The organism is Stutzerimonas sp. KH-1 (assembly GCF_054483855.1).
Map to the genome: position 1 here is coordinate 1176418 of NZ_CM137011.1, position 24192 is coordinate 1200609.

Annotated in this window: 21 protein-coding genes; 19 read left to right on the plus strand and 2 right to left on the minus strand. The window is 60.6% G+C overall.

From position 1 onward, the window contains the following. Window positions 1-78: 78 nt before the first annotated feature. A complete protein-coding gene (gene gltA, locus ACX1DW_RS05750) occupies window positions 79-1350 on the minus strand; it encodes a citrate synthase (RefSeq protein WP_017245263.1) in 1272 nt (423 codons plus the stop codon). 360 nt (window positions 1351-1710) lie between these two features. Between gltA and sdhC the strand changes: the two genes are divergently transcribed. From sdhC to htpG, 16 genes are all read left to right on the plus strand, one after another. Continuing rightward, the gene (gene sdhC, locus ACX1DW_RS05755; RefSeq protein ID WP_037000587.1) at window positions 1711-2085 is read left to right on the plus strand and encodes a succinate dehydrogenase, cytochrome b556 subunit; all 375 of its coding nucleotides are present in this window, start codon (window positions 1711-1713) and stop codon (window positions 2083-2085) included. Further along, window positions 2079-2447 carry a succinate dehydrogenase, hydrophobic membrane anchor protein gene (gene sdhD, locus ACX1DW_RS05760; protein ID WP_003302393.1) on the plus strand — a complete coding sequence of 123 codons (369 nt, stop codon included), beginning with the start codon at window positions 2079-2081 and terminating at the stop codon, window positions 2445-2447. The genes sdhC and sdhD overlap by 7 nt, the downstream gene beginning before the upstream one ends. Before the next feature lie 3 nt (window positions 2448-2450). Then, entirely contained in the window at window positions 2451-4223 is a 1773-nt protein-coding gene (gene sdhA, locus ACX1DW_RS05765) for a succinate dehydrogenase flavoprotein subunit (RefSeq protein ID WP_013982596.1), read from the plus strand. A gap of 10 nt (window positions 4224-4233) precedes the next feature. Continuing rightward, entirely contained in the window at window positions 4234-4938 is a 705-nt protein-coding gene (locus ACX1DW_RS05770; RefSeq protein ID WP_013982597.1) for a succinate dehydrogenase iron-sulfur subunit, read from the plus strand. A 292-nt stretch (window positions 4939-5230) separates the two neighbouring features. Further along, window positions 5231-8062 carry a 2-oxoglutarate dehydrogenase E1 component gene (locus ACX1DW_RS05775; protein WP_063543357.1) on the plus strand — a complete coding sequence of 944 codons (2832 nt, stop codon included), beginning with the start codon at window positions 5231-5233 and terminating at the stop codon, window positions 8060-8062. Window positions 8063-8133: 71 nt separating this feature from the next. Beyond that, on the plus strand, window positions 8134-9357 hold the full coding sequence (gene odhB, locus ACX1DW_RS05780; RefSeq protein ID WP_063543355.1) for a 2-oxoglutarate dehydrogenase complex dihydrolipoyllysine-residue succinyltransferase: 1224 nt from the start codon (window positions 8134-8136) through the stop codon (window positions 9355-9357). A gap of 94 nt (window positions 9358-9451) precedes the next feature. Next, complete coding sequence (lpdA, locus tag ACX1DW_RS05785; protein WP_063543353.1) at window positions 9452-10888, plus strand: dihydrolipoyl dehydrogenase; 1437 nt, start codon at window positions 9452-9454, stop codon at window positions 10886-10888. A gap of 193 nt (window positions 10889-11081) precedes the next feature. Further along, window positions 11082-12248 carry an ADP-forming succinate--CoA ligase subunit beta gene (gene sucC / locus ACX1DW_RS05790; RefSeq protein WP_003294782.1) on the plus strand — a complete coding sequence of 389 codons (1167 nt, stop codon included), beginning with the start codon at window positions 11082-11084 and terminating at the stop codon, window positions 12246-12248. Next, window positions 12248-13132 carry a succinate--CoA ligase subunit alpha gene (gene sucD, locus ACX1DW_RS05795; RefSeq protein ID WP_161612432.1) on the plus strand — a complete coding sequence of 295 codons (885 nt, stop codon included), beginning with the start codon at window positions 12248-12250 and terminating at the stop codon, window positions 13130-13132. The genes sucC and sucD overlap by 1 nt, the downstream gene beginning before the upstream one ends. Window positions 13133-13360: 228 nt before the next feature. Then, window positions 13361-13525, plus strand: coding sequence for a hypothetical protein (locus ACX1DW_RS05800; RefSeq protein WP_156245983.1), 165 nt, complete (start codon window positions 13361-13363; stop codon window positions 13523-13525). Then, complete coding sequence (gene brnQ, locus ACX1DW_RS05805) at window positions 13522-14844, plus strand: branched-chain amino acid transport system II carrier protein (protein ID WP_102841279.1); 1323 nt, start codon at window positions 13522-13524, stop codon at window positions 14842-14844. The genes ACX1DW_RS05800 and brnQ overlap by 4 nt, the downstream gene beginning before the upstream one ends. Before the next feature lie 98 nt (window positions 14845-14942). Continuing rightward, window positions 14943-15668, plus strand: a complete 726-nt coding sequence (locus ACX1DW_RS05810; RefSeq protein WP_063543347.1) for a DUF599 domain-containing protein — start codon at window positions 14943-14945, stop codon at window positions 15666-15668. Between the two features lie 57 nt (window positions 15669-15725). Beyond that, window positions 15726-16187, plus strand: a complete 462-nt coding sequence (locus ACX1DW_RS05815; protein ID WP_102841278.1) for a PaaI family thioesterase — start codon at window positions 15726-15728, stop codon at window positions 16185-16187. Next, the gene (locus ACX1DW_RS05820) at window positions 16184-16627 is read left to right on the plus strand and encodes a PaaI family thioesterase (RefSeq protein WP_063543343.1); all 444 of its coding nucleotides are present in this window, start codon (window positions 16184-16186) and stop codon (window positions 16625-16627) included. Before ACX1DW_RS05815 ends, ACX1DW_RS05820 begins: the two co-directional genes overlap by 4 nt. A gap of 68 nt (window positions 16628-16695) precedes the next feature. Then, complete coding sequence (locus ACX1DW_RS05825; protein ID WP_102841276.1) at window positions 16696-17934, plus strand: MFS transporter; 1239 nt, start codon at window positions 16696-16698, stop codon at window positions 17932-17934. A 119-nt stretch (window positions 17935-18053) separates the two neighbouring features. Beyond that, window positions 18054-19973 carry a molecular chaperone HtpG gene (gene htpG, locus ACX1DW_RS05830; RefSeq protein WP_208218247.1) on the plus strand — a complete coding sequence of 640 codons (1920 nt, stop codon included), beginning with the start codon at window positions 18054-18056 and terminating at the stop codon, window positions 19971-19973. Window positions 19974-20032: 59 nt separating this feature from the next. Here the strand turns inward: htpG and ACX1DW_RS05835 are convergent, their stop codons facing one another. Beyond that, window positions 20033-20467, minus strand: coding sequence for an OsmC family protein (locus tag ACX1DW_RS05835; protein WP_063543339.1), 435 nt, complete (start codon window positions 20465-20467; stop codon window positions 20033-20035). Between the two features lie 330 nt (window positions 20468-20797). Here ACX1DW_RS05835 and ACX1DW_RS05840 point away from each other — a divergent pair, with 330 nt between their 5' ends. The 3 genes from ACX1DW_RS05840 to ACX1DW_RS05850 all read left to right on the plus strand — a co-directional run bounded on the left by ACX1DW_RS05840 (window position 20798) and on the right by ACX1DW_RS05850 (window position 24146). Further along, window positions 20798-21691 (plus strand): amidohydrolase family protein, encoded by an 894-nt coding sequence (locus ACX1DW_RS05840; protein WP_458992986.1) that lies wholly within the window; start codon window positions 20798-20800, stop codon window positions 21689-21691. Window positions 21692-21757: 66 nt separating this feature from the next. Next, the gene (locus ACX1DW_RS05845) at window positions 21758-22231 is read left to right on the plus strand and encodes a DUF3859 domain-containing protein (RefSeq protein WP_458992987.1); all 474 of its coding nucleotides are present in this window, start codon (window positions 21758-21760) and stop codon (window positions 22229-22231) included. A gap of 307 nt (window positions 22232-22538) precedes the next feature. Continuing rightward, entirely contained in the window at window positions 22539-24146 is a 1608-nt protein-coding gene (locus ACX1DW_RS05850; protein WP_458993386.1) for a methyl-accepting chemotaxis protein, read from the plus strand. Window positions 24147-24192: the final 46 nt, after the last annotated feature.

Genomic DNA, 24192 nt, shown 5'->3' on the forward strand with positions numbered 1-24192 from the left:
TGCACTACTAGCTAACGGTCATACGAAAAGCAAAAAAGGCTGCCCAAAGGCAGCCTTTTTCGTGCGCGGGATTGTCGCTTAACGCGGCAGGTCGCGCTTGGTGTGGCCGGTGTACAGCTGACGCGGACGACCGATCTTCTGGCCGGAGGCGATCATTTCCTTCCAGTGGGAGATCCAGCCGACAGTACGCGCCAGGGCGAAGATGACGGTGAACATGCTGGTCGGGATGCCGATGGCCTTGAGGATGATGCCCGAGTAGAAGTCCACGTTCGGGTACAGATTGCGCTCGGCGAAGTACGGATCGTTGAGAGCGATCTCTTCCAGCTTCATGGCCAGATCCAGTTGCGGATCGTTGATGCCCAGCTCGCCCAGAACCTCGTCGCAGGTCTGTTTCATGACCTTGGCGCGCGGATCGAAGTTCTTGTAGACGCGATGGCCGAAGCCCATCAGCTTGAACGGATCGTTCTTGTCCTTGGCCTTGGCCAGGAACTTCTCGACGTTCGACACGTCGCCGATTTCGTCCAGCATGGTGAGTACGGCTTCGTTCGCGCCACCGTGTGCCGGTCCCCAAAGGGCGGCGATACCGGCGGCGATACAGGCGAACGGGTTGGCACCGGTGGAGCCAGCCAGGCGCACGGTGGAAGTCGAAGCGTTCTGCTCATGATCGGCATGCAGGATGAAGATGCGATCCATGGCCTTGGCCAACACCGGGCTGATCGGTTTGATCTCGCACGGGGTGTTGAACATCATGTGCAGGAAGTTTTCCGAGTAGCTCAGGTCGTTACGCGGATACATCAGCGGCTGACCGATCGAGTACTTGTAAACCATCGCGGCGATGGTCGGCATCTTGGCGACCAGGCGCACGGCGGAAATTTCGCGGTGGTGCGGATCGTTGATGTCCAGGGAGTCGTGGTAGAACGCCGAAAGGGCGCCGACAACGCCACACATGATGGCCATGGGGTGGGCGTCACGACGGAAACCATTGAGGAAGGACTTCAGCTGCTCGTGAACCATGGTGTGGTTCTTCACGGTGCTGACGAACTGTGCCTTCTGCTCGGCGGTAGGCAGTTCGCCGTTCAGCAGCAGGTAGCAGGTTTCCAGGTAGTCGGATTTTTCCGCCAGCTGCTCGATCGGGTAGCCGCGATGCAGCAGGACGCCCTTGTCGCCGTCGATGTAGGTGATCTTGGACTCGCAAGAGGCGGTCGACATGAAGCCGGGATCGAAGGTGAAGTGACCCGTGGAGGTCAGGCTTCGCACGTCTATTACATCAGGCCCTACGGTACCGGTTAAAACGGGCAGTTCGACGGGGGCAGCGCCCTCGATGATCAACTGCGCTTTCTTGTCAGCCATGTATGGCCTCCTGTTTTGTGCTTGGAATCATCATGGCCCCCCACGCAGGGCCCGCATCACTATAGTGTGATAAACCGCAAAGTCAATTTGCGCGAACCCATGCCGTAGAGGGCTCTGCAGGGGGATGCGTACAGCTTGGGTGCACTGTTTACGGCATTTATATAGAGGTCGCTATCAGCCTTTAGTGGCACTTCACCACATTGTCATTAGTGACCTAACTGTTTATACTCGGACACCGACCGGCAGGGGCCTTACAGGCAGTATTCTGTAGGTTGTCACTCGTGGGTAGCGGGTACTGCTGCGTACTCTTCCCAACAACTTTGCCCTGCGCTCTGGGGCTCTCAAGTGTGAAAAAAAGCCGTGAAAAGCCAACGACCTGTAAACCTAGATCTTAGGACAATAAAACTCCCCATCACTGCTTACACGTCGATTCTCCACCGTGTATCCGGTGTCATCCTGTTCGTCGGTATCGCCTTGTTGCTGCTCGCGCTCGATACCTCGCTGTCTTCGCCAGAAGGCTTCGAGGAGGTTCGTGCGTACCTGGGTAGTCCTCTGGCCAAGCTGGTGAGCTGGGCGTTGCTGTCCGCACTGCTGTACCACCTGGTGGCGGGTGTTCGTCACCTGATCATGGATTCTGGCCATGGTGAGACGCTGGAAGGCGGCAAGCTGGGCTCGAAAATCGTTATCGTCGTATCGGCGGTGCTGATCGTTCTGGCGGGAGTGTGGATATGGTAACCAACGTCACCAACTTTTCGCGCTCGGGTCTGTATGACTGGATGGCGCAGCGCGTTTCTGCAGTGGTTCTTGCGGCTTATTTTCTGTTCCTGCTTGGGTACCTGATTGCGAACCCAGGGCTGGAGTATTCCCAGTGGCACGAGCTTTTCTCGGCCAACTGGATGCGAATCTTCAGCCTGCTGGCTCTGGTCGCCCTGAGTGTGCACGCGTGGGTAGGTATGTGGACGATCTCTACTGACTACCTGACCAACATGGCGATCGGTAAGTGGGCTACCGGCGTTCGTTTCCTGTTCCAGGCGGTGTGTGGCATTGCCATGTTCACCTTCTTCGTCTGGGGCGTGCAGATTCTTTGGGGTATCTGATTCATGGCTAATATTCGTACGCTTTCCTTTGACGCCATCATCGTTGGTGGCGGTGGCGCCGGTATGCGCGCGGCGCTGCAACTGTCCCAGTCCGGTCACAAGACTGCTGTGGTCACCAAGGTCTTCCCGACTCGCTCGCACACCGTTTCCGCGCAGGGTGGCATCACCTGCGCCATCGCTTCGGCCGACCCGAACGATGATTGGCGCTGGCACATGTACGATACTGTCAAGGGTTCCGACTACATCGGTGACCAGGACGCTATCGAGTACATGTGTTCCGTAGGCCCTGAAGCGGTGTTCGAGCTCGAGCACATGGGGCTGCCGTTCTCTCGTACCGAGCAGGGTCGCATCTATCAGCGTCCGTTCGGTGGGCAGTCCAAGGACTTCGGTAAGGGTGGTCAGGCCGCTCGTACCTGTGCCGCTGCAGACCGTACCGGTCACGCACTGCTGCACACTCTTTATCAGGGCAATCTGAAGAACGACACCGTATTCCTCAACGAGTGGTACGCGGTCGACCTGGTGAAGAACCAGGACGGCGCAGTCGTTGGTGTCATCGCCATCTGCATCGAGACCGGCGAAACCGTCTACATCCGCTCCAAGGCTACCGTGCTCGCTACTGGCGGCGCTGGTCGCATCTACGCATCGACCACCAACGCCCTGATCAACACCGGTGACGGTGTCGGCATGGCGCTGCGCGCTGGTGTGCCGGTGCAGGACATCGAGATGTGGCAGTTCCACCCGACCGGTATCGCTGGTGCCGGTGTACTGGTAACCGAGGGTTGCCGCGGTGAAGGTGGCTACCTGATCAACAAGCATGGCGAGCGCTTCATGGAGCGTTACGCGCCGAACGCGAAGGACCTGGCTGGTCGTGACGTCGTTGCACGTTCGATGGTCAAGGAAATCCTGGCGGGCAACGGTTGTGGTCCGGATGGCGACCACGTGATGTTGAAGCTGGATCACCTGGGCGAAGAAGTGCTGCACAGCCGTTTGCCTGGTATCTGCGAGCTGTCGAAGACCTTCGCTCACGTCGATCCGGTCGTCGCACCGGTGCCGGTTGTTCCGACCTGCCACTACATGATGGGTGGTATCGCCACCAACATCCATGGTCAGGCGATTACTCAGGACGCCAACGGCAACGACAAGATCATCGACGGTCTGTTCGCTGTCGGCGAAGTGGCCTGCGTATCCGTGCATGGCGCCAACCGTCTGGGCGGCAACTCGCTGCTCGACCTCGTCGTGTTCGGCCGCGCTGCCGGTCTGCACCTGGAGAAGGCGCTGAAGGAAGGTATCGAGCACCGCGGTGCCAGCGAAACCGATCTGGATGTTGCGCTTGGGCGTCTGGCTGGTATCAACGAGCGCAGCACTGGCGAAGACGTTGCTCCGCTGCGTAAGGAGCTGCAGAGCTGCATGCAGAACTACTTCGGTGTATTCCGTACTGGCGAATACATGCAGAAGGGTATCGCTCAGCTGGTAGATCTGCGTCAGCGTATCGCCAACGTCAAGATCTCGGACAAGAGCCAGGCGTTCAACACCGCGCGCATCGAGGCGCTTGAGTTGCAGAACCTTCTGGAAGTCGCCGAGGCTACTGCAATTGCCGCGGAGCACCGCAAGGAATCCCGTGGCGCCCATGCTCGCGAAGATTTCGAAGAGCGTGATGACGAGAATTGGCTGTGCCACACCCTGTACTTCCCGGGTGACAAGCGCGTTGCCAAGCGTGCCGTGAACTTCGCTCCGAAGACCGTTCCGGCATTCGAGCCCAAGGTTCGGACTTATTGAGGTCGCCGATATGTTGCAAGTGAGTGTTTATCGCTACAACCCCGATCAGGACGAAAAGCCGTTCATGCAGGACTTCCAGGTCAATACCGAAGGTAAAGACCTGATGGTTCTGGACGTCTTGGCTCTGATCAAGGAGCAGGACCAGGGTTTCTCCTATCGTCGCTCCTGCCGCGAAGGCGTGTGCGGTTCCGACGGGATGAATATCAATGGCAAGAACGGTCTGGCTTGCATCACCCCGCTGTCCTCCGTGGTCAAGGGCAACAAGCTGGTCATCCGTCCGCTGCCAGGTCTGCCGGTCATTCGTGACTTGGTCGTCGATATGAGCATCTTCTACAAGCAGTACGAGAAAGTGCGCCCGTATCTGATGAACGATACGCCGCCGCCGGCTATCGAACGACTGCAAAGTCCGGAAGATCGCGAGAAGCTGGACGGTCTGTACGAGTGCATTCTGTGCGCTTGCTGCTCGACCAGCTGCCCGTCGTTCTGGTGGAACCCTGACAAGTTCCTCGGTCCCGCTGCGTCGCTGCAGGCCTACCGTTTCCTGGCCGACAGCCGCGATACCGAAACCGAGAACCGTCTGGCCGGTCTGGACGATCCGTTCAGTGTGTTCCGCTGCCGCGGTATCATGAACTGCGTCGACGTTTGTCCGAAGGGATTGAACCCTACCAAGGCAATCGGTCACATACGCAACATGCTGCTGCAGAGCGGTACTTGATGACACCCCGGTCGGGAAAGGTTATGCGCTAGCCTGGAACGGCCGGATTGCTTTACCCGTGACACCTGCGGCGCCGAAGTCGAAGCTCGGCGCCGTAGTTTTAGTAGGAATCCCAGCTCACAAAGCCGGGATTTCACTCTGAAAATTTGATGACCAGCAGGAGCATCCGGGTTGTGCCCGGGAACTATCTGCGCGGTCCGTAGTGGCTTTACCTGAGTCGCTGCTTCAGAACTTGGGAAGTCATGCTGCGGTTTCCACGCTGGTGGTGTCTCCTTATCGAAGGTGACCAGACATGCAAGAAAGCGTAATGCAGCGCATGTGGGACAGTGCCCACCTATCCGGTGGTAACGCTGCCTATGTGGAAGAGCTTTATGAGCTCTACCTGCACGATCCCAACGCTGTGCCCGAAGAGTGGCGCACTTACTTCCAGAAGTTGCCCTCCGGTGGCAGCGCTTCAGCCGATGTATCGCATTCGACGATCCGCGACCACTTCGTTCTGCTGGCAAAGAACCAGCGCCGTGCTCAGCCTGTCTCCGCAGGTGCTGTCAGCAGCGAGCATGAGAAGAAGCAGATCGAAGTCCTGCGCCTGATCCAGGCCTACCGAGTGCGCGGCCATCAGGCAGCACAGCTCGATCCGCTTGGCCTGCAGCAGCGCACCGCCCCCGCTGACCTGGCGATCAACAACTACGGTCTGACCGACGCCGATCTCGATACCGTATTCCGCACCGGCGACCTGGCCATGGTCAACGGCCAGGCCACTCTGCGCGAAATCGTCAAGGCTCTGCAAGAAACCTATTGCCGCACCATTGGCGCGGAATACATGCACATCGTCGATTCCGAGCAGCGCAGCTGGTTCGTCCAGCGCTTGGAAAGCGTGCGTGGCCGTCCGGAGTTTTCGCCGGAGATCAAGAGCCACCTGCTCGAGCGCCTCACCGCTGCCGAAGGTCTGGAAAAGTATCTGGGTACCAAATATCCGGGCACCAAGCGCTTCGGTCTGGAAGGTGGCGAGAGTCTGATCCCGCTGCTCGATGAGATCATTCAGCGCTCCGGCTCCTACGGCACCAAGGAAATCGTCATCGGCATGGCCCACCGTGGCCGTCTGAACGTACTGGTCAACACCTTCGGCAAGAATCCGCGCGACCTGTTCGACGAGTTCGAAGGCAAGAAGGTCGAAGGCCTGAGCTCCGGTGACGTCAAGTATCACCAGGGCTTCTCGTCCAACGTGATGACCCCAGGTGGTGAGATCCACCTCGCCATGGCGTTCAACCCGTCGCACCTGGAGATCGTCTCTCCGGTGGTCGAGGGTTCGGTACGCGCTCGTCAGGACCGCCGCAACGACCCGGTTGGCGACAAGGTTCTGCCGGTCACCATCCACGGTGACGCCGCCGTCGCCGGTCAGGGTGTGGTGATGGAAACCTTCCAGATGTCGCAGACCCGTGCCTACCGCACCGGTGGCACCATCCGCATCGTGGTCAACAACCAGGTCGGCTTCACCACCAACAAGCAGGAAGATGCTCGTTCCACCGAGTACGCGACCGACGTGGCGAAGATGATCCAGGCGCCGATCTTCCACGTGAACGCAGACGATCCCGAGGCAGTGCTGTTCGTCACCCAGCTTGCCGTCGACTATCGCATGCAGTTCAAGCGTGACATCGTCATCGATCTGATCTGCTACCGTCGTCGTGGCCACAACGAAGCGGACGAACCAAGCGGTACCCAGCCGCTGATGTACCAGAAGATCGCCAAGCAGCGCACCACCCGTGAGCTGTACGCCGATTCGCTGATCCAGACCAAGGTGCTCGATGATGAGCGCGTCCAGGCAAAAGTCGACGAATATCGGACTGCGCTGGACAACGGTCTGCATGTGGTCAAGAGCCTGGTCAAGGAGCCGAACAAGGAACTGTTCGTCGACTGGCGCCCGTATCTGGGGCATGCCTGGACTGCGCGTCACGACACCAGCTTCGACCTGAAGACCCTGCAGGATCTGTCCAACAAGCTGCTGCAAACGCCTGAAGGCTTCGTGGTGCAGCGCCAGGTTTCGAAGATCCTCGAAGATCGCCAGAAGATGGGCGCCGGCGCGCTGGCCATCAACTGGGGCTATGCCGAGACCATGGCTTACGCGACGCTGCTGTTCGAAGGCCATCCGGTGCGTATCTCAGGTCAGGACGTCGGTCGCGGTACCTTCTCGCATCGTCACGCAGCGCTGCACAACCAGAAGGATGGCAGCACCTATATCCCGCTGCAGCACCTGTACGAAGGCCAGCCACGTTTCGATCTGTACGACTCCTTCCTTTCCGAGGAAGCGGTTCTCGCGTTCGAATACGGCTACGCCACCACTACGCCGAATGCGCTGGTGGTCTGGGAAGCGCAGTTCGGTGATTTCGCCAACGGTGCCCAGGTCGTGATCGACCAGTTCATCACCAGCGGGGAGCACAAGTGGGGCCGCCTGTGCGGTTTGACCATGCTGCTGCCGCACGGCTATGAAGGGCAGGGGCCTGAACACTCCTCCGCGCGTCTGGAGCGCTACCTGCAGTTGTGCGCCGAGCACAACATCCAGGTCTGCGTACCGACGACTCCGGCGCAGGTCTACCACATGCTGCGTCGCCAGGCGATTCGCCCGCTGCGCAAGCCGCTGGTAGCACTGACGCCCAAGTCGCTGCTGCGCCACAAACAGGCCATATCGACTCTGGAGGAGCTGACTCAGGGCTCGTTCCAGACCGTGATTCCGGAGATCGATCCAATCGATCCGGCCAAGGTCGAGCGCGTCATCATGTGTAGCGGCAAGGTCTACTATGACCTGCTGGACAAGCGCCGGGCGGAAGGCCGCGAAGACATCGCGATCGTCCGTATCGAACAGCTCTACCCGTTCCCGGAAGAGGATCTGGCCGAAGCGCTTGCGCCCTACCAGAACCTCAAGCACATCATCTGGTGTCAGGAAGAGCCGATGAACCAGGGCGCCTGGTACTGCAGCCAGCACCATATGCGTCGTGTGGCGACAGCGCACAAGAAGGAACTGTTCCTTCAGTACGCGGGTCGTGATGCTTCTGCGGCGCCTGCGGTCGGGTACGCCTCGATGCATGCCGAGCAGCAGGAAAAACTGCTGCAGGACGCCTTCACCGTTTAACCCATTCGTGCGAGAGGCCGCGAGCGTTCGCGGCCTCGATGTAGAAACCGAATCAATAGGACCCCTGAATAATGGCTATCGAGATCAAAGCCCCCACATTCCCGGAATCGGTCGCCGACGGCACCGTTGCCACCTGGCACAAGCAGCCGGGCGACGCGGTTAAGCGTGATGAGCTGATCGTCGACATCGAAACCGACAAGGTGGTCATGGAAGTACTGGCCGAAGCTGACGGCGTGCTGACCGAGATCGTCAAGAACGAAGGCGATACCGTGCTCAGCGGCGAGCTGCTCGGCAAGCTGGAGGCGGGCGCCACTGCGGCCGCTGCACCTGCCCCGGCTGCCGCCCCCGCTCCGGCTGCCGCTCCGGCCCCTGCCGCCAGCGCCAGTGGCGAAGAGCCGATTCTCGCCCCTGCTGCCCGTAAGCTGGCCGAAGAGAATGGCATTGACCCGAACAGCATCCGCGGCACTGGCAAGGACGGTCGTGTGACCAAGGAAGACGTCGTCGCCGCCGTCGAGGTCAAGAAGTCCGCCCCGGCTGCTGCTGCCAAGCCTGCTGCTCCGGCTGCTGCCGCGCCGATCTTCGCCGAGGGTGATCGTGTCGAGAAGCGCGTGCCGATGACCCGCCTGCGGGCCAAGGTCGCCGAGCGCCTGGTCGAAGCCCAGTCGTCCATGGCCATGCTGACGACGTTCAACGAAGTCAACATGAAGCCGATCATGGAGCTGCGCGCCAAGTACAAGGACCTCTTCGAGAAGACCCACAACGGCGTGCGTCTGGGCTTCATGTCCTTCTTCGTCAAGGCCGCAGTCGAAGCACTCAAGCGCCAGCCGGGCGTCAATGCCTCCATCGACGGTAACGACATTGTCTACCACGGTTATCAGGACATCGGCGTCGCCGTCTCCAGCGACCGCGGTCTGGTGGTTCCGGTGCTGCGCAACGCCGAGCACATGAGCCTGGCCGAGATCGAGGGCGGCATCAACAACTTCGGCAAGAAGGCCAAGGCCGGCAAACTGACCATCGAAGAGATGACCGGCGGCACCTTCACCATCTCCAACGGTGGTGTGTTCGGTTCGCTGCTGTCGACCCCGATCGTCAACCCGCCGCAGACCGCTATCCTTGGCATGCACAAGATCCAGGAACGTCCGATGGCCGTTAATGGTCAAGTGGTCATCCTGCCGATGATGTACCTGGCGCTGTCCTATGACCACCGCTTGATCGACGGCAAGGAAGCAGTGACCTTCCTGGTTACCATGAAGGACCTGCTGGAAGACCCGGCCCGTCTGCTGCTGGATATCTGATAGAAACGCCCCAGGCTGCAGTTGGCGGGTCTGGCGAAAGCCGTCCCTGCTGCCTGCAGCCTTTGGCTTTTAGCTGCTTTTAAGAGGATTCGTAATGAGCCAGAAATTCGACGTCGTCGTCATCGGTGCCGGCCCTGGCGGCTATGTGGCCGCCATTCGTGCAGCCCAGCTGGGTCTGAAGACCGCGTGTATCGAAAAGTACCAGGGCAAGGATGGCAAGACCGCTCTGGGCGGTACCTGCCTGAACGTAGGCTGCATTCCTTCCAAGGCTCTGCTGGACAGCTCCTACAAGTTCCATGAAGCCCACGAGAGCTTCAAGGTGCACGGCATCAGCACTGGCGAAGTGGCCATGGACGTTCCGACCATGGTCGCGCGCAAGGACCAGATCGTTAAGAACCTCACCGGTGGTGTATCGGCCCTGCTGAAAGCCAACGGCGTGACCGTTTTCGAAGGTCATGGCAAGCTGCTGGCCGGCAAGCAGGTCGAAGTTACCGGCCTGGACGGCAACGTACAGACTCTCGCTGCCGAGAACGTCATCCTGGCTTCGGGTTCCACCCCGGTGAACATCCCGCCGGCGCCGGTTGATCAGAAGGTCATCGTCGACTCCACCGGCGCACTGGATTTCCAGAGCGTGCCGGGCAAGCTGGGCGTCATCGGCGCCGGTGTGATCGGTCTGGAGCTGGGTTCGGTCTGGGCCCGCCTGGGCGCTGAGGTCACCGTCATCGAGGCCATGGACAAGTTCCTGCCGGCCGCTGACGAGCAGATCTCCAAGGAAGCGTTCAAGGTCCTGTCCAAGCAGGGTCTGAAGATTCTGCTGGGCGCGCGCCTGACTGGCTCGGAAGTGAAGGGCGATCAGGTGACTGTCAACTTCACCAGTGCCGAAGGCGAGCAGCAGATGACCTTCGACAAGCTGATCGTTGCGGTCGGCCGTCGTCCGGTCACCACCGATCTTCTGGCTGCCGATGCCGGCGTCGACATGGATGAGCGTGGCTTCATCTTCGTCGACGACCAGTGCGCTACCAGCGTTCCGGGCGTATACGCCATCGGTGACGTGGTTCGCGGCGCCATGCTGGCCCACAAGGCCTCGGAAGAGGGCGTGATGGTTGCCGAGCGTATCGCTGGCCACAAGACCCAGATGAACTATGACCTGATTCCGTCGGTCATCTACACTCACCCGGAAATCGCATGGGTCGGTAAGTCCGAGCAGGCACTGAAGGCCGAAGGCGTTGAAGTCAACGTCGGTACCTTCCCGTTCGCCGCCAGTGGCCGTGCCATGGCTGCCAACGACACCGCCGGCCTGGTCAAGGTCATCGCCGATGCCAAGACCGACCGCGTGTTGGGCGTGCATGTGATGGGCCCAAGCGCCGCCGAGCTGGTTCAGCAGGGCGCCATCGGCATGGAGTTCGGCACCAGTGCCGAAGACCTGGGCATGATGGTGTTCTCGCATCCGACCATGTCCGAAGCGCTGCATGAAGCGGCCCTGGCAGTGAATGGCCACGCCATCCACATCGCCAATCGCAAGAAGCGCTAATCGGTTTAGTGCTGTACCCGGGGCCCGACGTATCCAGCGATACGCCGGGCCTTTTGCAAACTGCAGGTTCGAAAGGATTGCAGGTCGCTGAGAGGTATCGTGAATTCGCAGATAGTTTTCAGCGACTTGTGAGGGAGGCACGGCGGTTCGTCGTGCCGTAAATGCGCCAATACCAAAACAGACGGTAGAAAGCATGAATCTTCACGAGTACCAAGGTAAACAACTGTTCGCTGAATACGGTCTGCCCGTGTCCAAAGGCTATGCGGTAGATAGCCCGAAGGAAGCAGCGGAAGCCTGCGACAAGATCGGCGGCACACAATGGGTGGTCAAGGCCCAAGTGCATGCCGGTGGACGTGGCAAGGCGGGTGGCGTAAAGCTGGTTCGCAGCAAGGATGAGGCCCGGGCGTTCGCCCAGCAGTGGCTCGACAAGCGTCTGGTGACCTACCAGACCGATGCCAATGGTCAGCCGGTCAGCAAGATCCTGGTCGAGGCGTGCACCGATATCGACAAGGAGCTCTATCTGGGTGCCGTGGTCGATCGTGCCAGTCGCCGGATCGTCTTCATGGCCTCCACCGAAGGCGGCGTGGACATCGAGAAAGTCGCTCACGACACGCCCGAAAAAATCCTCAAGGCAACCATCGACCCGCTGGTCGGCGCGCAGCCGTTCCAGGCGCGCGAACTGGCGTTCCAGCTGGGCCTCAAGGGTGACCAGGTCAAGCAGTTCGTGCACATCTTCGTCGGTCTTGCCCAGCTGTTCCAGGACTACGACCTGGCACTGCTCGAAGTGAATCCGCTGGTGATCAAGAAAGACGGCAACCTGCACTGCCTGGACGCCAAGATCAACATCGACAGCAACGCCATCTATCGCCAGCCGAAGCTGCGCGACATGGCAGACCCATCGCAGGACGATCCGCGCGAGGCGCATGCCGCCAAGTGGGAACTGAACTACGTGGCGCTCGATGGCAACATCGGTTGCATGGTCAACGGTGCCGGCCTGGCGATGGGCACCATGGACATCGTCAACCTGCATGGCGGTGCACCGGCGAACTTCCTCGACGTGGGCGGTGGCGCCACCGAGGAACGGGTGACCGAAGCGTTCAAGATCATTCTCTCCGACAGCAATGTCGCTGCCGTTCTGGTGAACATCTTTGGCGGCATCGTGCGTTGCGACATGATCGCCGAGGGCATCATCGGTGCCGTGCGTGAAGTGGGCGTCAAGGTGCCTGTTGTGGTTCGTCTGGAAGGCAACAACGCCGACTTGGGCGCCAAGATGCTGAGCGAGAGCGGTCTGAACATCATCGGCGCGAGCAGCCTGACCGATGCGGCCATTCAGGTTGTCAAAGCCGCGGAGGGCAAGTAATGAGCGTACTGATCAACAAGGACACCAAGGTCATCTGCCAGGGCTTCACCGGCTCGCAGGGCACGTTCCATTCCGAGCAGGCGATTGCCTACGGCACCAAGATGGTCGGTGGTGTAACGCCTGGCAAGGGTGGCACGATGCACCTCGGGCTGCCGGTGTTCAACACCGTGCGCGAAGCGGTCGAGGCGACGGGCGCCGATGCGTCGGTCATCTACGTACCGGCACCGTTCTGCAAGGACTCCATCCTCGAAGCGGCCTTTGGTGGCATCAAGCTGATCGTCTGCATCACCGAAGGCATTCCGACGCTGGACATGCTCGAAGTGAAGATCAAGTGCGACGAGCTTGGCGTGCGGCTGATCGGGCCGAACTGCCCGGGCGTGATCACGCCCGGTGAGTGCAAGATCGGCATCCAGCCGGGGCACATCCATATGCCCGGCAAGGTCGGTATCGTCTCGCGTTCCGGCACGCTGACCTACGAAGCCGTGAAGCAGACCACCGATGCCGGTTTCGGCCAGTCGACCTGCGTCGGCATCGGCGGTGACCCGATCCCGGGGTCGACCTTCATCGATATCCTCAAGCTGTTCCAAGACGATCCGCAGACCGAGGCCATCGTCATGATCGGCGAGATCGGCGGTTCGGCCGAAGAGGAGGCTGCCGCCTTCATCAAGGCCAACGTGACCAAGCCGGTGGTGTCCTACATTGCCGGTGTCACCGCTCCGGCTGGTAAGCGCATGGGACATGCGGGGGCGATCATCTCTGGCGGCAAGGGTACTGCGGAAGAGAAGTTCGCTGCCCTGCAGGACGCAGGCGTGAAGACCGTACGCTCTCTGGCCGACATTGGCAAAGCACTGGCAGAAGTGACCGGTTGGGCGATGAAAGCCTGACCGGACTCCAAGCGCCCGGGCAATCGCCGGGCGCTTGGATTCGAGACGTACCTCGTTGTGCCGCCGCGGCGCAACGAGTTCCATCTGTTCGCGCGATTGGCTTTCCTTCGCGCAGGCCGAGCGACAATTTTTCGCGGCCGATGCTGACGTTCCGGTCAGCATTCATCGGCGCATCGTGGCATCATTGCCGCTCATTCATACGTTTGTTCGTTTCACAAGAGCGACAGCGTGCAAGAAGAATCCGGCCCAAACGGCTGGATGATGTTTCCCCTTATCCCTGAAGGAAACCCGCACTCCATCATTCAGGCCGATATGAATCGTCGTTCCGTCGCGCTCGTGAGCTGCGCCGCGTTCATTGGTTGCCGTCATCTTCTGGTAGTTTTTCCCGCATGAATCGTTTGAAAGGTTTTGACCTGCTGGCACTTGGCTTTATGACGTTTGCGCTGTTCCTGGGCGCCGGCAATATCATCTTCCCCCCCAGCGCCGGCATGGCTGCAGGTGCATTCATCTGGCAGGCGGCGCTTGGCTTCCTGCTGACCGGGGTCGGCCTGCCGCTATTGACGGTTGTCGCGCTGGCCCGCGTCGGCGGTGGCATGGACCGCCTGACCGCTCCGCTCGGCAATGTCGCAGGCACCGTTCTCGCAGTGGCGGTCTATTTGGCAATCGGACCGCTGTTCGCCACACCGCGTACGGCTGTCGTTTCGTTCGAGATGGGTATCGCGCCGTTCAGCGGTAACTCGGGCATGCCGCTGTTTCTCTATACGCTGGTCTTCTTCGCGGCGATGCTGTTCCTGGTGCTGAACCCGGGGCAGCTGGTCAATCGCATCGGCAAATTCATCACCCCCGTATTGCTGTCGGCATTGCTGGTACTAGGCGGTGCTGCGATCTTCGCTCCAGCGGGTGAGGTGGGCGCCGCGACCGAGGGGTATCGGGCGTCACCGCTGATCAAAGGGTTCCTCGAGGGTTATCTGACCATGGATACGCTCGGTGCGCTGGTGTTCGGCATCGTGATCGCCACCGCCATCCGAGACCGTGGCGTGACCGAGCCGGCCCTCGTGACCCGTTATTCGATGATCGCCGGCGTGATTGCAGCCATCGGCCTTTCGCTGGTGTATCTGGCTCTGTTCTACCTTGGCGCGACGAGCCAGGGGATCGCCGCCGGCGCCGAAAACGGCGTACAGATTCTCACCACCTACGTGCAACACACCTTCGGCACTCCAGGCAGTCTGCTGCTTGCGGTCGTCATCACTCTGGCCTGTCTGACAACTGCGGTAGGCCTGACCACGGCCTGTGGCGAGTTCTTCAGTGCCTTGCTGCCGGTGTCCTATCGCGCCGTGGTGATCGTCTTCGCACTCTTCAGCCTGTTGGTGGCCAACCAAGGCCTGACTCAGTTGATTAGTGTGTCGGTCCCGGTGCTGGTTGGACTTTATCCGCTCGCCATCGTGCTGGTGGCGTTGAGTCTGCTTGATCGCTTCTGGCTGTCGGCACCGCGGGTCTTCGTGCCGGTGATGGCAGTAACGCTGGTCTTCGGTGTGGTCGATGGCCTCGCCGCGGCCGGGCTGGGCGGCTGGGTCCCGCCTCTGTTCAGCCAGTTGCCGTTGGCCGATCAGAGCATGGGCTGGTTGGTTCCGGTCTTGCTGATGCTGGTGCTGGCAGTTGTTACCGACCGGCTGCTGGGTCGTGCCGAGCGTGTGCAGTCGGGCATGAAGTAAGCGTTGCGCTGCAACGCCGCTGGCGATCAGGCGGCGCTGCAGCGCTATCGTCGGGAGCGCTGCTGGCTATAATCACGCAACGTTTCCGAGGGTGTGCCATGAGCTTGTCCGATCCAAACCTGCCTCATCTGATCGCTGTGCTGTGGTTCATCCTGTGCTGGGTCGGTTATACCCGTTATGCCAGCTGGCGGGCGCGGGACACAGCCTGTCTGGCAAGCGTGCTGCATCTGTACCGGGAGGACTGGATGCAGCGGCTGCTGATGCGTGACAACCGCATTGCCGATGCCAATGTCATCGGCAATCTCGAGCGCAACGCCTCCTTCTTTGCGTCCAGTACGCTGATCATTCTCGCTGGCATTCTGACTGCATTGGGTGCGTCGGATCGCGCGGTCTCGCTGCTCGCCGATCTGCCGTTTGCGCAACCGGTCAGCCGCGGGCTGTCCGAGATCAAGCTGCTGTGTCTTGCAGTGGTCTTCGTCTACGCGTTCTTCACGTTCAGCTGGTGCATGCGCCAGTACAACTTCGCCGCCGTGCTGGTTGCCTCCGCGCCGATGGTGGGGGAGCGCAACGTCAGTGATCAGGAGCGAAGAGCTTTCGCCGATCGGGCGGCACAGGTCATTTCCATGGCCGCCAACCAGTTCAACTTCGGCTTGCGTGCCTACTACTTCGGCATGGCGACGCTTGCCTGGTTCGTTCATCCCTGGTTCTTCATGCTCGTCACGGCCGGCGTGGTGCTCATTCTCTATCGCCGGGAATTCCACTCCGACGTGCTCGAAGTCATGGTGTTCACGCCAACTTCGCCAGCCGAAGCGCCCAGGGAATAGGGCACGGGACGGGTGAGGCGGTATCATTCGCGGCTGATCCAACCGTCGAGAATTCGAATGAGCGATAGCCAGATACTCGAGCGCACCCAGCGCTTTCTGTCAGTCCTGCGGCACTGCCAGGTTCTGGGCCTGCGTGTCGAGCATGCCGACAGCCGCGGACTCACCTTGCGCCTGCCTTACAGCGAAAAGATCATCGGCAACCCGGAGACCGGAGTCGTTCATGGCGGCGCGATCACTACGCTGATGGACACCACCTGCGGGATTTCCACAGCCTGCGCACTGCCGGAACTCGAGGTCTGCCCGACGCTCGATTTGCGCATCGACTACATGCATCCGGCTGAGCCGGGGCACGACATCTTCGGTTTCGCCGAATGCTACCGCGTTACGCCGACGGTAATCTTCACCCGGGGCATCGCCTACCAGCGCGATATCAATGAGCCCATTGCCCACGCGGTGGGAACCTTCATGCGTATGGGCAAGGGCGCCCAGGGTGTGTTTGGCTCGGAGGGAAAGGCATGAGCGATTTCAACCTCAGCGAGCTGGTTCAGAAAGCGCACGCGACCAATGACTACAACTCGCTGATCCAGTTGGTGCCCTATGCTCGCCTGATCGGCATCGAGTGCCTGCGTCTGGGCGACGAGATGGTTTTCCGACTGCCGCAGAACGAGAGCAACATCGGCAACCCGCTACCGGCCATTCATGGCGGTGTCATCGCAGGCTTCATGGAGCATGCAGCGATGCTGCACCTGCTGATGTTCATGGGGGCGCCACATTTGCCCAAAATCATCGACTTCTCGATAGATTATCTGCGTGCCGGTCACTATCGTGACACCTTCGCCGCCTGCCAGGTCTGGCGCCAAGGCCGCAGGGTCGCCAATGTCGCGATCACCGCCTGGCAGACCCGTCAGGCCGAGCCCATCGCCACCGCCCGCTGCCATTTCAAGATCGACGAGCCCTGACGCATTCGTCAGGGTGGCGGCGTTGCGGTGCGCGGCGTCACCTTGTGCGATTGCGTGAAGGAACTCGAATGGAAGCACTGTTGATTCTCGGCGGCCTATTGCTGGTGTTCGCCGGTTTCGTCTGGCTGATCAGCCAGGCATTCGCGACGAGCCTGTTGTGGGGGATTGGCAGCTTGCTGCCGCCACTGACGCTGGCGTTCGTGTTCAGTCATTGGCGTGCTGCACGTAGGGCCGTGGTGCTTTCCTGTCTCGGGGTGATCCCGTTGGTGGTCGGGTTGTCGTTGCTGGCCAGTCGCGATGCTGACCGCCTGGCAGCGATCTTCAGCCTGCGCTGGCTGCCGACGCAGGTTCAGCCCGAGCTGAGCATGAACATCAAAGGACAACTCAATGGTCGGGCATTTGCGCCGCAACAGGGCGAATTCATCAATGGTGTGCTGACACTGCGCGAAGGGCGGGGCTTTTTCGCCCGGCAGGAAGTCATCGTACGGCTGCGCGAGCCGGTTGACGGCGCCCTGCGCGTCGATGTGCTGCCCGACGACGCCGGACCATTACCCGAAGTCGAGATAGCCTGGCTCAGCCGCGACCGGGAATTGCCCGAAAGTCGCCGTCTCGACCGTGGCTATACCCTGCATCTCGATCTGGAACCCGTCGCACCGAACAAGCTGAGTGGCGATTTTCACCTGGTCCTGCCCCCGCATTATCAGACCAGCCTCAACGGCAACGTCGAACTGTTTACCAATCGGCTGCGCTACCGCAACGGCGAGGTCGATCGTCGGCACGATTCACAGGATACGCTGGCCTTTGTCATCGAGGATTACCTGCAGCGTCGCCACGCCAGTCGCGATGTCTCGATACAACCGCTGCCGACGTTGGCGCTGCCTGCCGATGAGCTTGAGGTAAGTGTTCAGGCTACGGTCAAGGGCGAGGCGCAGGGCTTTACTCTACATCTGGTCAAGGATGCGCAGGGCTGGCAGGTCAGGGGCGACGATTATCCTGCCCTGACTGCCGACGTGATCGCGCCGGCCGCTGCCCGCGATGAAAGCCCCGCCGCCGTGAAGGCCATCCCTGTCACCGCCAAGGATCGTCATCCGGGGTTTTCGCTGGAACGGTTGTTGCGCGATCCGGCTCGCTACCAACAGATGCTGGTCCGCGCGCATACCGAACGTGGCGGGGTTGCCGAGGGTCGCTTCCTGGGGCTGGACAGCGAAGGCAAGCTGATCATTCGGCGGGTCATCCGCGGGCCCGGCGAGGCCAGCTACAACCTGGCACCGGGTGAGATCGTACTACTCGAACTGGTCGAGCCATGACCCAGGGGCGGTGCAAGACACGCGCCGCCCGCCCTTGAAATCCATCGTCGTGCCCCCATCTGCCTGACATCGCCGCAGCCGCGGTCCGAGCCATTGAGATGATGTGGAGTTCGTAGACGATGAGTGTGGAGACTCAAAAAGAAACCCTGGGCTTCCAGACCGAAGTGAAGCAGCTGCTTCATCTGATGATCCATTCGCTGTACTCGAACAAGGAAATCTTCCTTCGCGAACTGATTTCCAATGCTTCCGACGCTGCTGACAAGCTGCGCTTCGAAGCACTGGCCAAGCCGGAGCTGCTCGAAGGTGGCGCCGAGCTGAAGATCCGGCTTTCCTTCGATAAGGAGGCCAAGACCGTCACCCTCGAAGACAACGGCATTGGCATGAGCCGCGAGGACGTGATCGCGCATCTGGGCACCATCGCCAAATCCGGCACTGCGGATTTTCTGAAGAATCTCTCCGGCGACCAGAAGAAGGACTCGCACCTGATCGGCCAGTTCGGTGTGGGCTTCTATTCGGCATTCATCGTCGCCGACAAGGTCGACGTTTACAGCCGCCGCGCCGGTACTCCGGCGAGCGAAGGTGTGCACTGGTCTTCGAAGGGCGAGGGCGAGTTCGAAGTCGCCACCGTCGATAAGCCCGAGCGCGGCACCCGCATCGTCCTTCACCTGAAGAAGGGTGAAGAAGAGTTCGCCGATGGCTGGCGCCTGCGCAATATCGTCAAGAAGTATTCCGACCATATCGCCTTGCCCATCGAGTTGCCGAAGGAGCCCCTTTCTTCTCTGGAGAGCGACGAAGAGAAGGACAAGCCGGCGGAAACCGAATGGGAAACGGTCAACCGTGCCAGTGCCCTCTGGACCCGTCCGCGCAGCGAAGTGAAGGACGAGGAATATCAGGAGTTCTACAAGCACGTCGCTCACGACTTCGACAACCCGCTGTCCTGGAGCCACAACAAGGTCGAGGGCAAGCTGGAGTACACCTCGCTGCTCTACGTGCCGGGTCGCGCGCCGTTCGATCTGTACCATCGCGAAGCGCCCAAGGGCCTCAAGCTCTACGTTCAGCGCGTGTTCATCATGGATCAGGCCGACGAGTTCCTGCCGCTGTACCTGCGTTTCATCAAGGGTGTGGTGGACTCCAATGACCTGTCGCTCAACGTTTCGCGCGAGATCCTGCAAAAGGATCCGGTAATCGACTCGATGAAGTCGGCGCTGACCAAGCGCGTGCTGGACATGCTGGAAAAGCTGGCGAAGGACAAGCCGGAGGACTACAAGAAGTTCTGGTCGCAGTTCGGCCAGGTGCTCAAGGAAGGCCCTGCGGAAGATTTCGCCAACAAGGAGAAGATCGCCGGCCTGCTGCGCTTCGCCTCCACCAGCGATGCGTCCGGCGAGCAGTCGGTATCGCTGGCCGATTATCTGGGTCGGGTGAAGGAAGGCCAGGACAAGATCTACTACCTGACCGGCGAGAGCCATGCACAGGTCAAGAACAGCCCGCACCTGGAGGTCTTCCGCAAGAAGGGCATCGAAGTCCTGCTGCTCACCGACCGCATCGATGAGTGGCTGATGAGCTATCTCACCGAATTCGATGGCAAGCAGTTCGTTGACGTGGCGCGAGGCGATCTGGATCTGGGCAAGCTGGACTCGGAAGAGGACAAGAAGGCCCAGGAAGAGATTGCCAAGGCCAAGGAAGGGCTGATCGAGCGTCTCAAGGGCGCGCTGGGCGACGAGGTCGCCGAGGTGCGAGTCTCGCATCGCCTGACCGACTCGCCAGCCATTCTTGCCATCGGTGAGCAGGATCTCGGCTTGCAGATGCGTCAGATCCTTGAGGCGAGCGGGCAGAAGGTGCCGGAGTCCAAGCCGATCTTCGAGATCAACCCGCAGCATCCGTTGATCGAGAAGCTGGACGCCGAGCCGGACGAAGATCGCTTCGCCGATCTTTCACACATCCTCTTCGATCAGGCCGCACTCGCGGCGGGAGACAGCCTCAAGGACCCGGCTGCCTATGTGCAGCGTCTGAACAAGCTGCTGGTCGAACTTTCGGCCTGAGCCGCTGCTGCGAGATGAAAACGGCCCGTCAACGACGGGCCGTTTTCATTTCCTTCCGTTCAGACCAATACGCTGACCAAGCGAGTGCCATGGGTGAGGTTGTCGGCGACCGGACAACGTTTTTCGATCTGCTCCAGCAGCGCCTGTTTGCCCTCCCGGTCCAGATCGGCGTCGATCTCGACCTTGACGCGCAGCTCCTGGAAGCCAGGGCGGACGTCCGGGTCGCGGCCGAGCAGGCCGGCGGGGTCGTAGTCCGCTTCGATCTCGAAGCGCATGCCGCGTAGTTCGATCTTCTGCTGATGAGCGATGAACCGGCCGATGGTGCCGAAACAACCCGCCACTGCGGCCATGATGGCTTCCAGTGGAGTGGGGCCGAGGTCCTGACCAGCCGCGTTCTTCGGCTGATCCATGATCAGGCGGTGGTTGCCGCACTCGACCTCGATTGCCATACCTGCATTCAATTGTCCGCGTGCGCTGATGGTCTTCAGAGCCATGAAAACGTGCCTCGCTCAGTTAGGTGATCAATCAAACGCGGCAGAGTGGCCCGCGTTTCTGTTCCAGGCATGCTAGGGCGCTTTGCCCTGGCCGGCCTTGATGTTTGTCAAATACGGTGGGGAGTATTGGCGCTGTGTCACGGATGAACGGTCGAGCCTGGCGGCGGTCTATTCGCTGCCTGTCCGGAGGACCACGCTTTGCCAAAAAAACGACCCGCCCTGTTGCTCGCTCTCTTTCTTTGTTTGCCGCTGGCTTGTGCTCAAGCGCGAGATTACCGCTACAGCGACGCACACCTGCATTACGTGGATTTCTTCCAGGAGACCGACGGCATGCAAAAGCTGCTCAAGGCGATGGACGCCGGCGGCATCGATCACGTCATGATCAGCGGTATTCCGGTAGCGAAGAAGTGGCACGAGAACGAGCCCAAGCGTCCGCGTTACTACGCTGGGGATGATGCGCCGGTGTACTGGTACAGTGCCACCGATGTGCTGGTCGCCGCAGCCCTTGAGGAGCTGGATGAGGAGCAGCGCAAGCGCTTCCATCCTTTCCTGTCTGGCTTCAACCCCAATGACAAGAACGCTGACGCCCATATCCGGCGCATGCTCGAGCTGCATCCGGGACTCTGGCAAGGGCTGGGGGAGGTGTTTACGCGTCACGATGACGTAACTGCCCTGACCGAGGGCGACACACCGCGGGCCAACAACGAGGCGCTGACGAGGGTCTACCATCTGGCGGCCGAGTTCGATCTGCCGGTGCTGCTGCATTCGAACATCACCTCCAAGCGCGAGCGCAATCCGCTCTATCTCACCGAGCTGGAGGAGCCGCTGCGCAATCACCCGCATACCCGCTTCATCTGGGCCCATGCTGGCACCAGCATGGAGCTTCATCGGCATCAGGAGAAGCTGGAGTTTCTGTACGATACGGTCAGCCGATTGCTCGGCGACTATTCCAATCTTTACATCGACCTATCCTGGACGATGCTGCGTCCTTACCTGCTGGACGAGCAGGGCAATCCGGACCCCAAATGGGTGGCGCTGGTCGAGCAATATCCGGATCGCTTCGTGATCGGTTCGGACGTGGTGGGACGTTTCGACAGCTTGGCCCCGGGTATGCAGGCATTCGAGCCGTTCCTCGATGCACTCCCTGAGTCGGTGGCGCAGGGCGTCGCTCGAGACAACTTCCTTGCCCTGTTGCCGCGCAAGCGGCAGCAGCAACTGCGCTGATCGTCACGCTGCTGTCATCGTTGCGTCATAACCTGCCGGCTCCGTAATCCATCAAGGAGCAGGTACATGTCGTTAGTCCGTTTGGCGTTGGCCGTGGCCGTGCTGGGAATGAGTGCGCCGCTTGCACAAGCCGACGTGCAGGTGATGGGACCAGTGGAATATGGTCTGTTCGAAACAACGAAAGAGGATTTCCAGCCCGGGGAGCGCGTTCTGACACGACGCGATCAGTCGATCCGCCAGACCACCGAGATTCCCGCGAAACTCGGCAGCAAGTTCGGCCTGCGTTACCGCCTGGTGGGCAAGCAGGCTGCTGATATGCCGTTGACGTTGCTCTATCTGACGCCAGGTGTGCAGACGCCCGACGGCAAACGGCACGACAAGTTCGAAGTGGTCCAGGCGCTGGTCCCTGACGTGGAGCAGGATGTCATGGCATTCGAATTCACCGAGCCCCACGAAGTAGTGCCTGGCGAGTGGCGGATGATGGTGTTCCAGGGAGATCGCAAGCTGGCCGAGCAACACTTCACGGTACGCGAGCAGTAGTGGCTAATCGCAGTCGGACCGTTAGTCGATTAGGACCCTCGGGGCGTTCATTGGCGGCAGGATTCGGGTGAGCGGCTTTGCCTTTCGATGATGCAGCAGGCCACGCGCGTGACGCTGCCTCATTTCATGGAGCATGTAGCCCCGTGTCCATTCGCTCGTTCACCTAGTGAACGTCCCCGCTGGTTTCGGTTGAGATCGGTTATCGTTCGATAAACATATTTCTTTGCCTGGCGTCAAGTGATGCGTCAATCGAACCGATATACGGTTTATCTACCGTAATCACGAGGGTCGCGTCATGTTCAGACAAATGAGAATTGCCACGAGGGCAGGCTTGGGATTTGGCGTCGTCGCACTGTTTGTCTTTCTGTTGGGTGCGTTTGCGTTGTCCCGAATAACAGTAATGGAAGACGAAGCTGAACACGTTGACCAGCAACTCCTGCCGACCATTCAGTTGCTCGGTCAGATCAATCAGCGGTTTCTGATGATTCGTGCAGGAACGTTGCGATTGCTGATCGTTGAACCGGGTGAGCGGAACGCAGGGGCGGCTGGGCTCGATGCGGTGCGCAAGACGCTGGCCGAAGAGCGCCAGGAGCTGGATCGGCTGATCGCCAGCGTGGAGGGGAAGGCTTTGCTTGCGGCGTTCGATCAATCGCTGGCGCGCTACGAGGGCTTTCAGCGCAAGATGGTAGAGCTAACCTTGGAGGGCCGCGTGGATGAGGCGATCAGCCTCACCCGAGGCGAGCTCAACGAACACGCGCTCAAAACTTCCCAGGCGGTCGCCGACCTGATCGATCTCAACCGCAAGGCCGCCAATGCAGCTAGCGCTCATGCCCTCGATGTGGCGGACAATGCCTTCCAGGGCGTAGTCGTTGCGATCGTTCTGGCGCTCATTGCCACCGTCGTGCTGGCGATGTTGTTGACCCGCAGCATCGTGCAACCACTGGCGGAGGCGGTGAGCGTGGCGGAAGTCATTGCCGGTGGTGACCTCACTCGTGGCATCAACTTCGTCGGGAATGATGAACCCGCGCGCCTGCTCGTCGCGCTTCAGGCCATGCAGCAAAGTCTTCGCGAGACCATCCAGGGTATTTCCCACTCCTCCAACCAGTTGGCTTCGGCGGCGGAAGAGCTCAACGTCGTGACCGAAGACTCTACCCGTGGCTTGCATCAGCAGAACCACGAGATCGAGCAGGCCGCCACCGCAGTCAACGAAATGACCACCGCGGTGGATGAGGTAGCGCGCAATGCCGTCGCGACGTCCGAAGCCTCGCGCGAGTCCGACGAGACGGCGCAGCATGGTCGCCAGCAGGTCATCCGCACGGTCGAGTCGATCGACCTGCTGGCGGGCGACGTAACCCAGACGGCCGCCGAGGTGGAGCGGTTGGCAGGCCAGGTACGCGATATCAGCAAGGTGCTGGACGTGATTCGCTCCATCGCGGAGCAGACCAACCTGCTGGCCCTCAACGCGGCTATCGAAGCGGCGCGCGCCGGTGATGCTGGACGGGGGTTCGCCGTGGTTGCCGATGAGGTGAGGGCTCTGGCGCACCGCACACAGCAGTCGACCGCGGAAATCGAGCAGATGATCGGCGATGTACATCAGGGCACCGACAAGGCGGTGCATGCCATGCAGGCGAGCAATGAGCGCGCCAGGACCACGCTGGAGCTGGCGCGGGCAGCCGGTGAGGCGCTCGATGGCATCGCCAGCGCGATCAGCCAGATCAGCGAGCGCAACCTGGTGATCGCCAGTGCGTCGGAGGAGCAGGCTCAGGTCGCCCGAGAGGTTGATCGCAATCTGGTGAACATTCGCGATCTGTCGCTGCAATCTTCAGCGGGTGCAAACCAGACCAGTGCAGCCAGTCAGGAGCTGGCACGCCTGGCGATCGACCTGAACAATCTCGTGGCACGCTTCCAGGTCTGATCCCGAGGGCGCTCGCCAGGGCGCCCTTTGTTCTTCAAGCGCTTCG

What these genes read in the sequence shown, in the direction of transcription:
- gltA (WP_017245263.1), bottom strand. Translation starts at nt 1,350, where the DNA reads ATGGCTGACAAGAAAGCGCAGTTGATCATCGAGGGCGCTGCCCCCGTC.
- sdhD (WP_003302393.1), top strand. Translation starts at nt 2,079, where the DNA reads ATGGTAACCAACGTCACCAACTTTTCGCGCTCGGGTCTGTATGACTGG.
- sdhA (WP_013982596.1), top strand. Translation starts at nt 2,451, where the DNA reads ATGGCTAATATTCGTACGCTTTCCTTTGACGCCATCATCGTTGGTGGC.
- ACX1DW_RS05770 (WP_013982597.1), top strand. Translation starts at nt 4,234, where the DNA reads ATGTTGCAAGTGAGTGTTTATCGCTACAACCCCGATCAGGACGAAAAG.
- ACX1DW_RS05775 (WP_063543357.1), top strand. Translation starts at nt 5,231, where the DNA reads ATGCAAGAAAGCGTAATGCAGCGCATGTGGGACAGTGCCCACCTATCC.
- odhB (WP_063543355.1), top strand. Translation starts at nt 8,134, where the DNA reads ATGGCTATCGAGATCAAAGCCCCCACATTCCCGGAATCGGTCGCCGAC.
- lpdA (WP_063543353.1), top strand. Translation starts at nt 9,452, where the DNA reads ATGAGCCAGAAATTCGACGTCGTCGTCATCGGTGCCGGCCCTGGCGGC.
- sucC (WP_003294782.1), top strand. Translation starts at nt 11,082, where the DNA reads ATGAATCTTCACGAGTACCAAGGTAAACAACTGTTCGCTGAATACGGT.
- sucD (WP_161612432.1), top strand. Translation starts at nt 12,248, where the DNA reads ATGAGCGTACTGATCAACAAGGACACCAAGGTCATCTGCCAGGGCTTC.
- brnQ (WP_102841279.1), top strand. Translation starts at nt 13,522, where the DNA reads ATGAATCGTTTGAAAGGTTTTGACCTGCTGGCACTTGGCTTTATGACG.
- ACX1DW_RS05810 (WP_063543347.1), top strand. Translation starts at nt 14,943, where the DNA reads ATGAGCTTGTCCGATCCAAACCTGCCTCATCTGATCGCTGTGCTGTGG.
- ACX1DW_RS05815 (WP_102841278.1), top strand. Translation starts at nt 15,726, where the DNA reads ATGAGCGATAGCCAGATACTCGAGCGCACCCAGCGCTTTCTGTCAGTC.
- ACX1DW_RS05820 (WP_063543343.1), top strand. Translation starts at nt 16,184, where the DNA reads ATGAGCGATTTCAACCTCAGCGAGCTGGTTCAGAAAGCGCACGCGACC.
- ACX1DW_RS05825 (WP_102841276.1), top strand. Translation starts at nt 16,696, where the DNA reads ATGGAAGCACTGTTGATTCTCGGCGGCCTATTGCTGGTGTTCGCCGGT.
- htpG (WP_208218247.1), top strand. Translation starts at nt 18,054, where the DNA reads ATGAGTGTGGAGACTCAAAAAGAAACCCTGGGCTTCCAGACCGAAGTG.
- ACX1DW_RS05835 (WP_063543339.1), bottom strand. Translation starts at nt 20,467, where the DNA reads ATGGCTCTGAAGACCATCAGCGCACGCGGACAATTGAATGCAGGTATG.
- ACX1DW_RS05840 (WP_458992986.1), top strand. Translation starts at nt 20,798, where the DNA reads ATGCAAAAGCTGCTCAAGGCGATGGACGCCGGCGGCATCGATCACGTC.
- ACX1DW_RS05845 (WP_458992987.1), top strand. Translation starts at nt 21,758, where the DNA reads ATGTCGTTAGTCCGTTTGGCGTTGGCCGTGGCCGTGCTGGGAATGAGT.
- ACX1DW_RS05850 (WP_458993386.1), top strand. Translation starts at nt 22,539, where the DNA reads ATGAGAATTGCCACGAGGGCAGGCTTGGGATTTGGCGTCGTCGCACTG.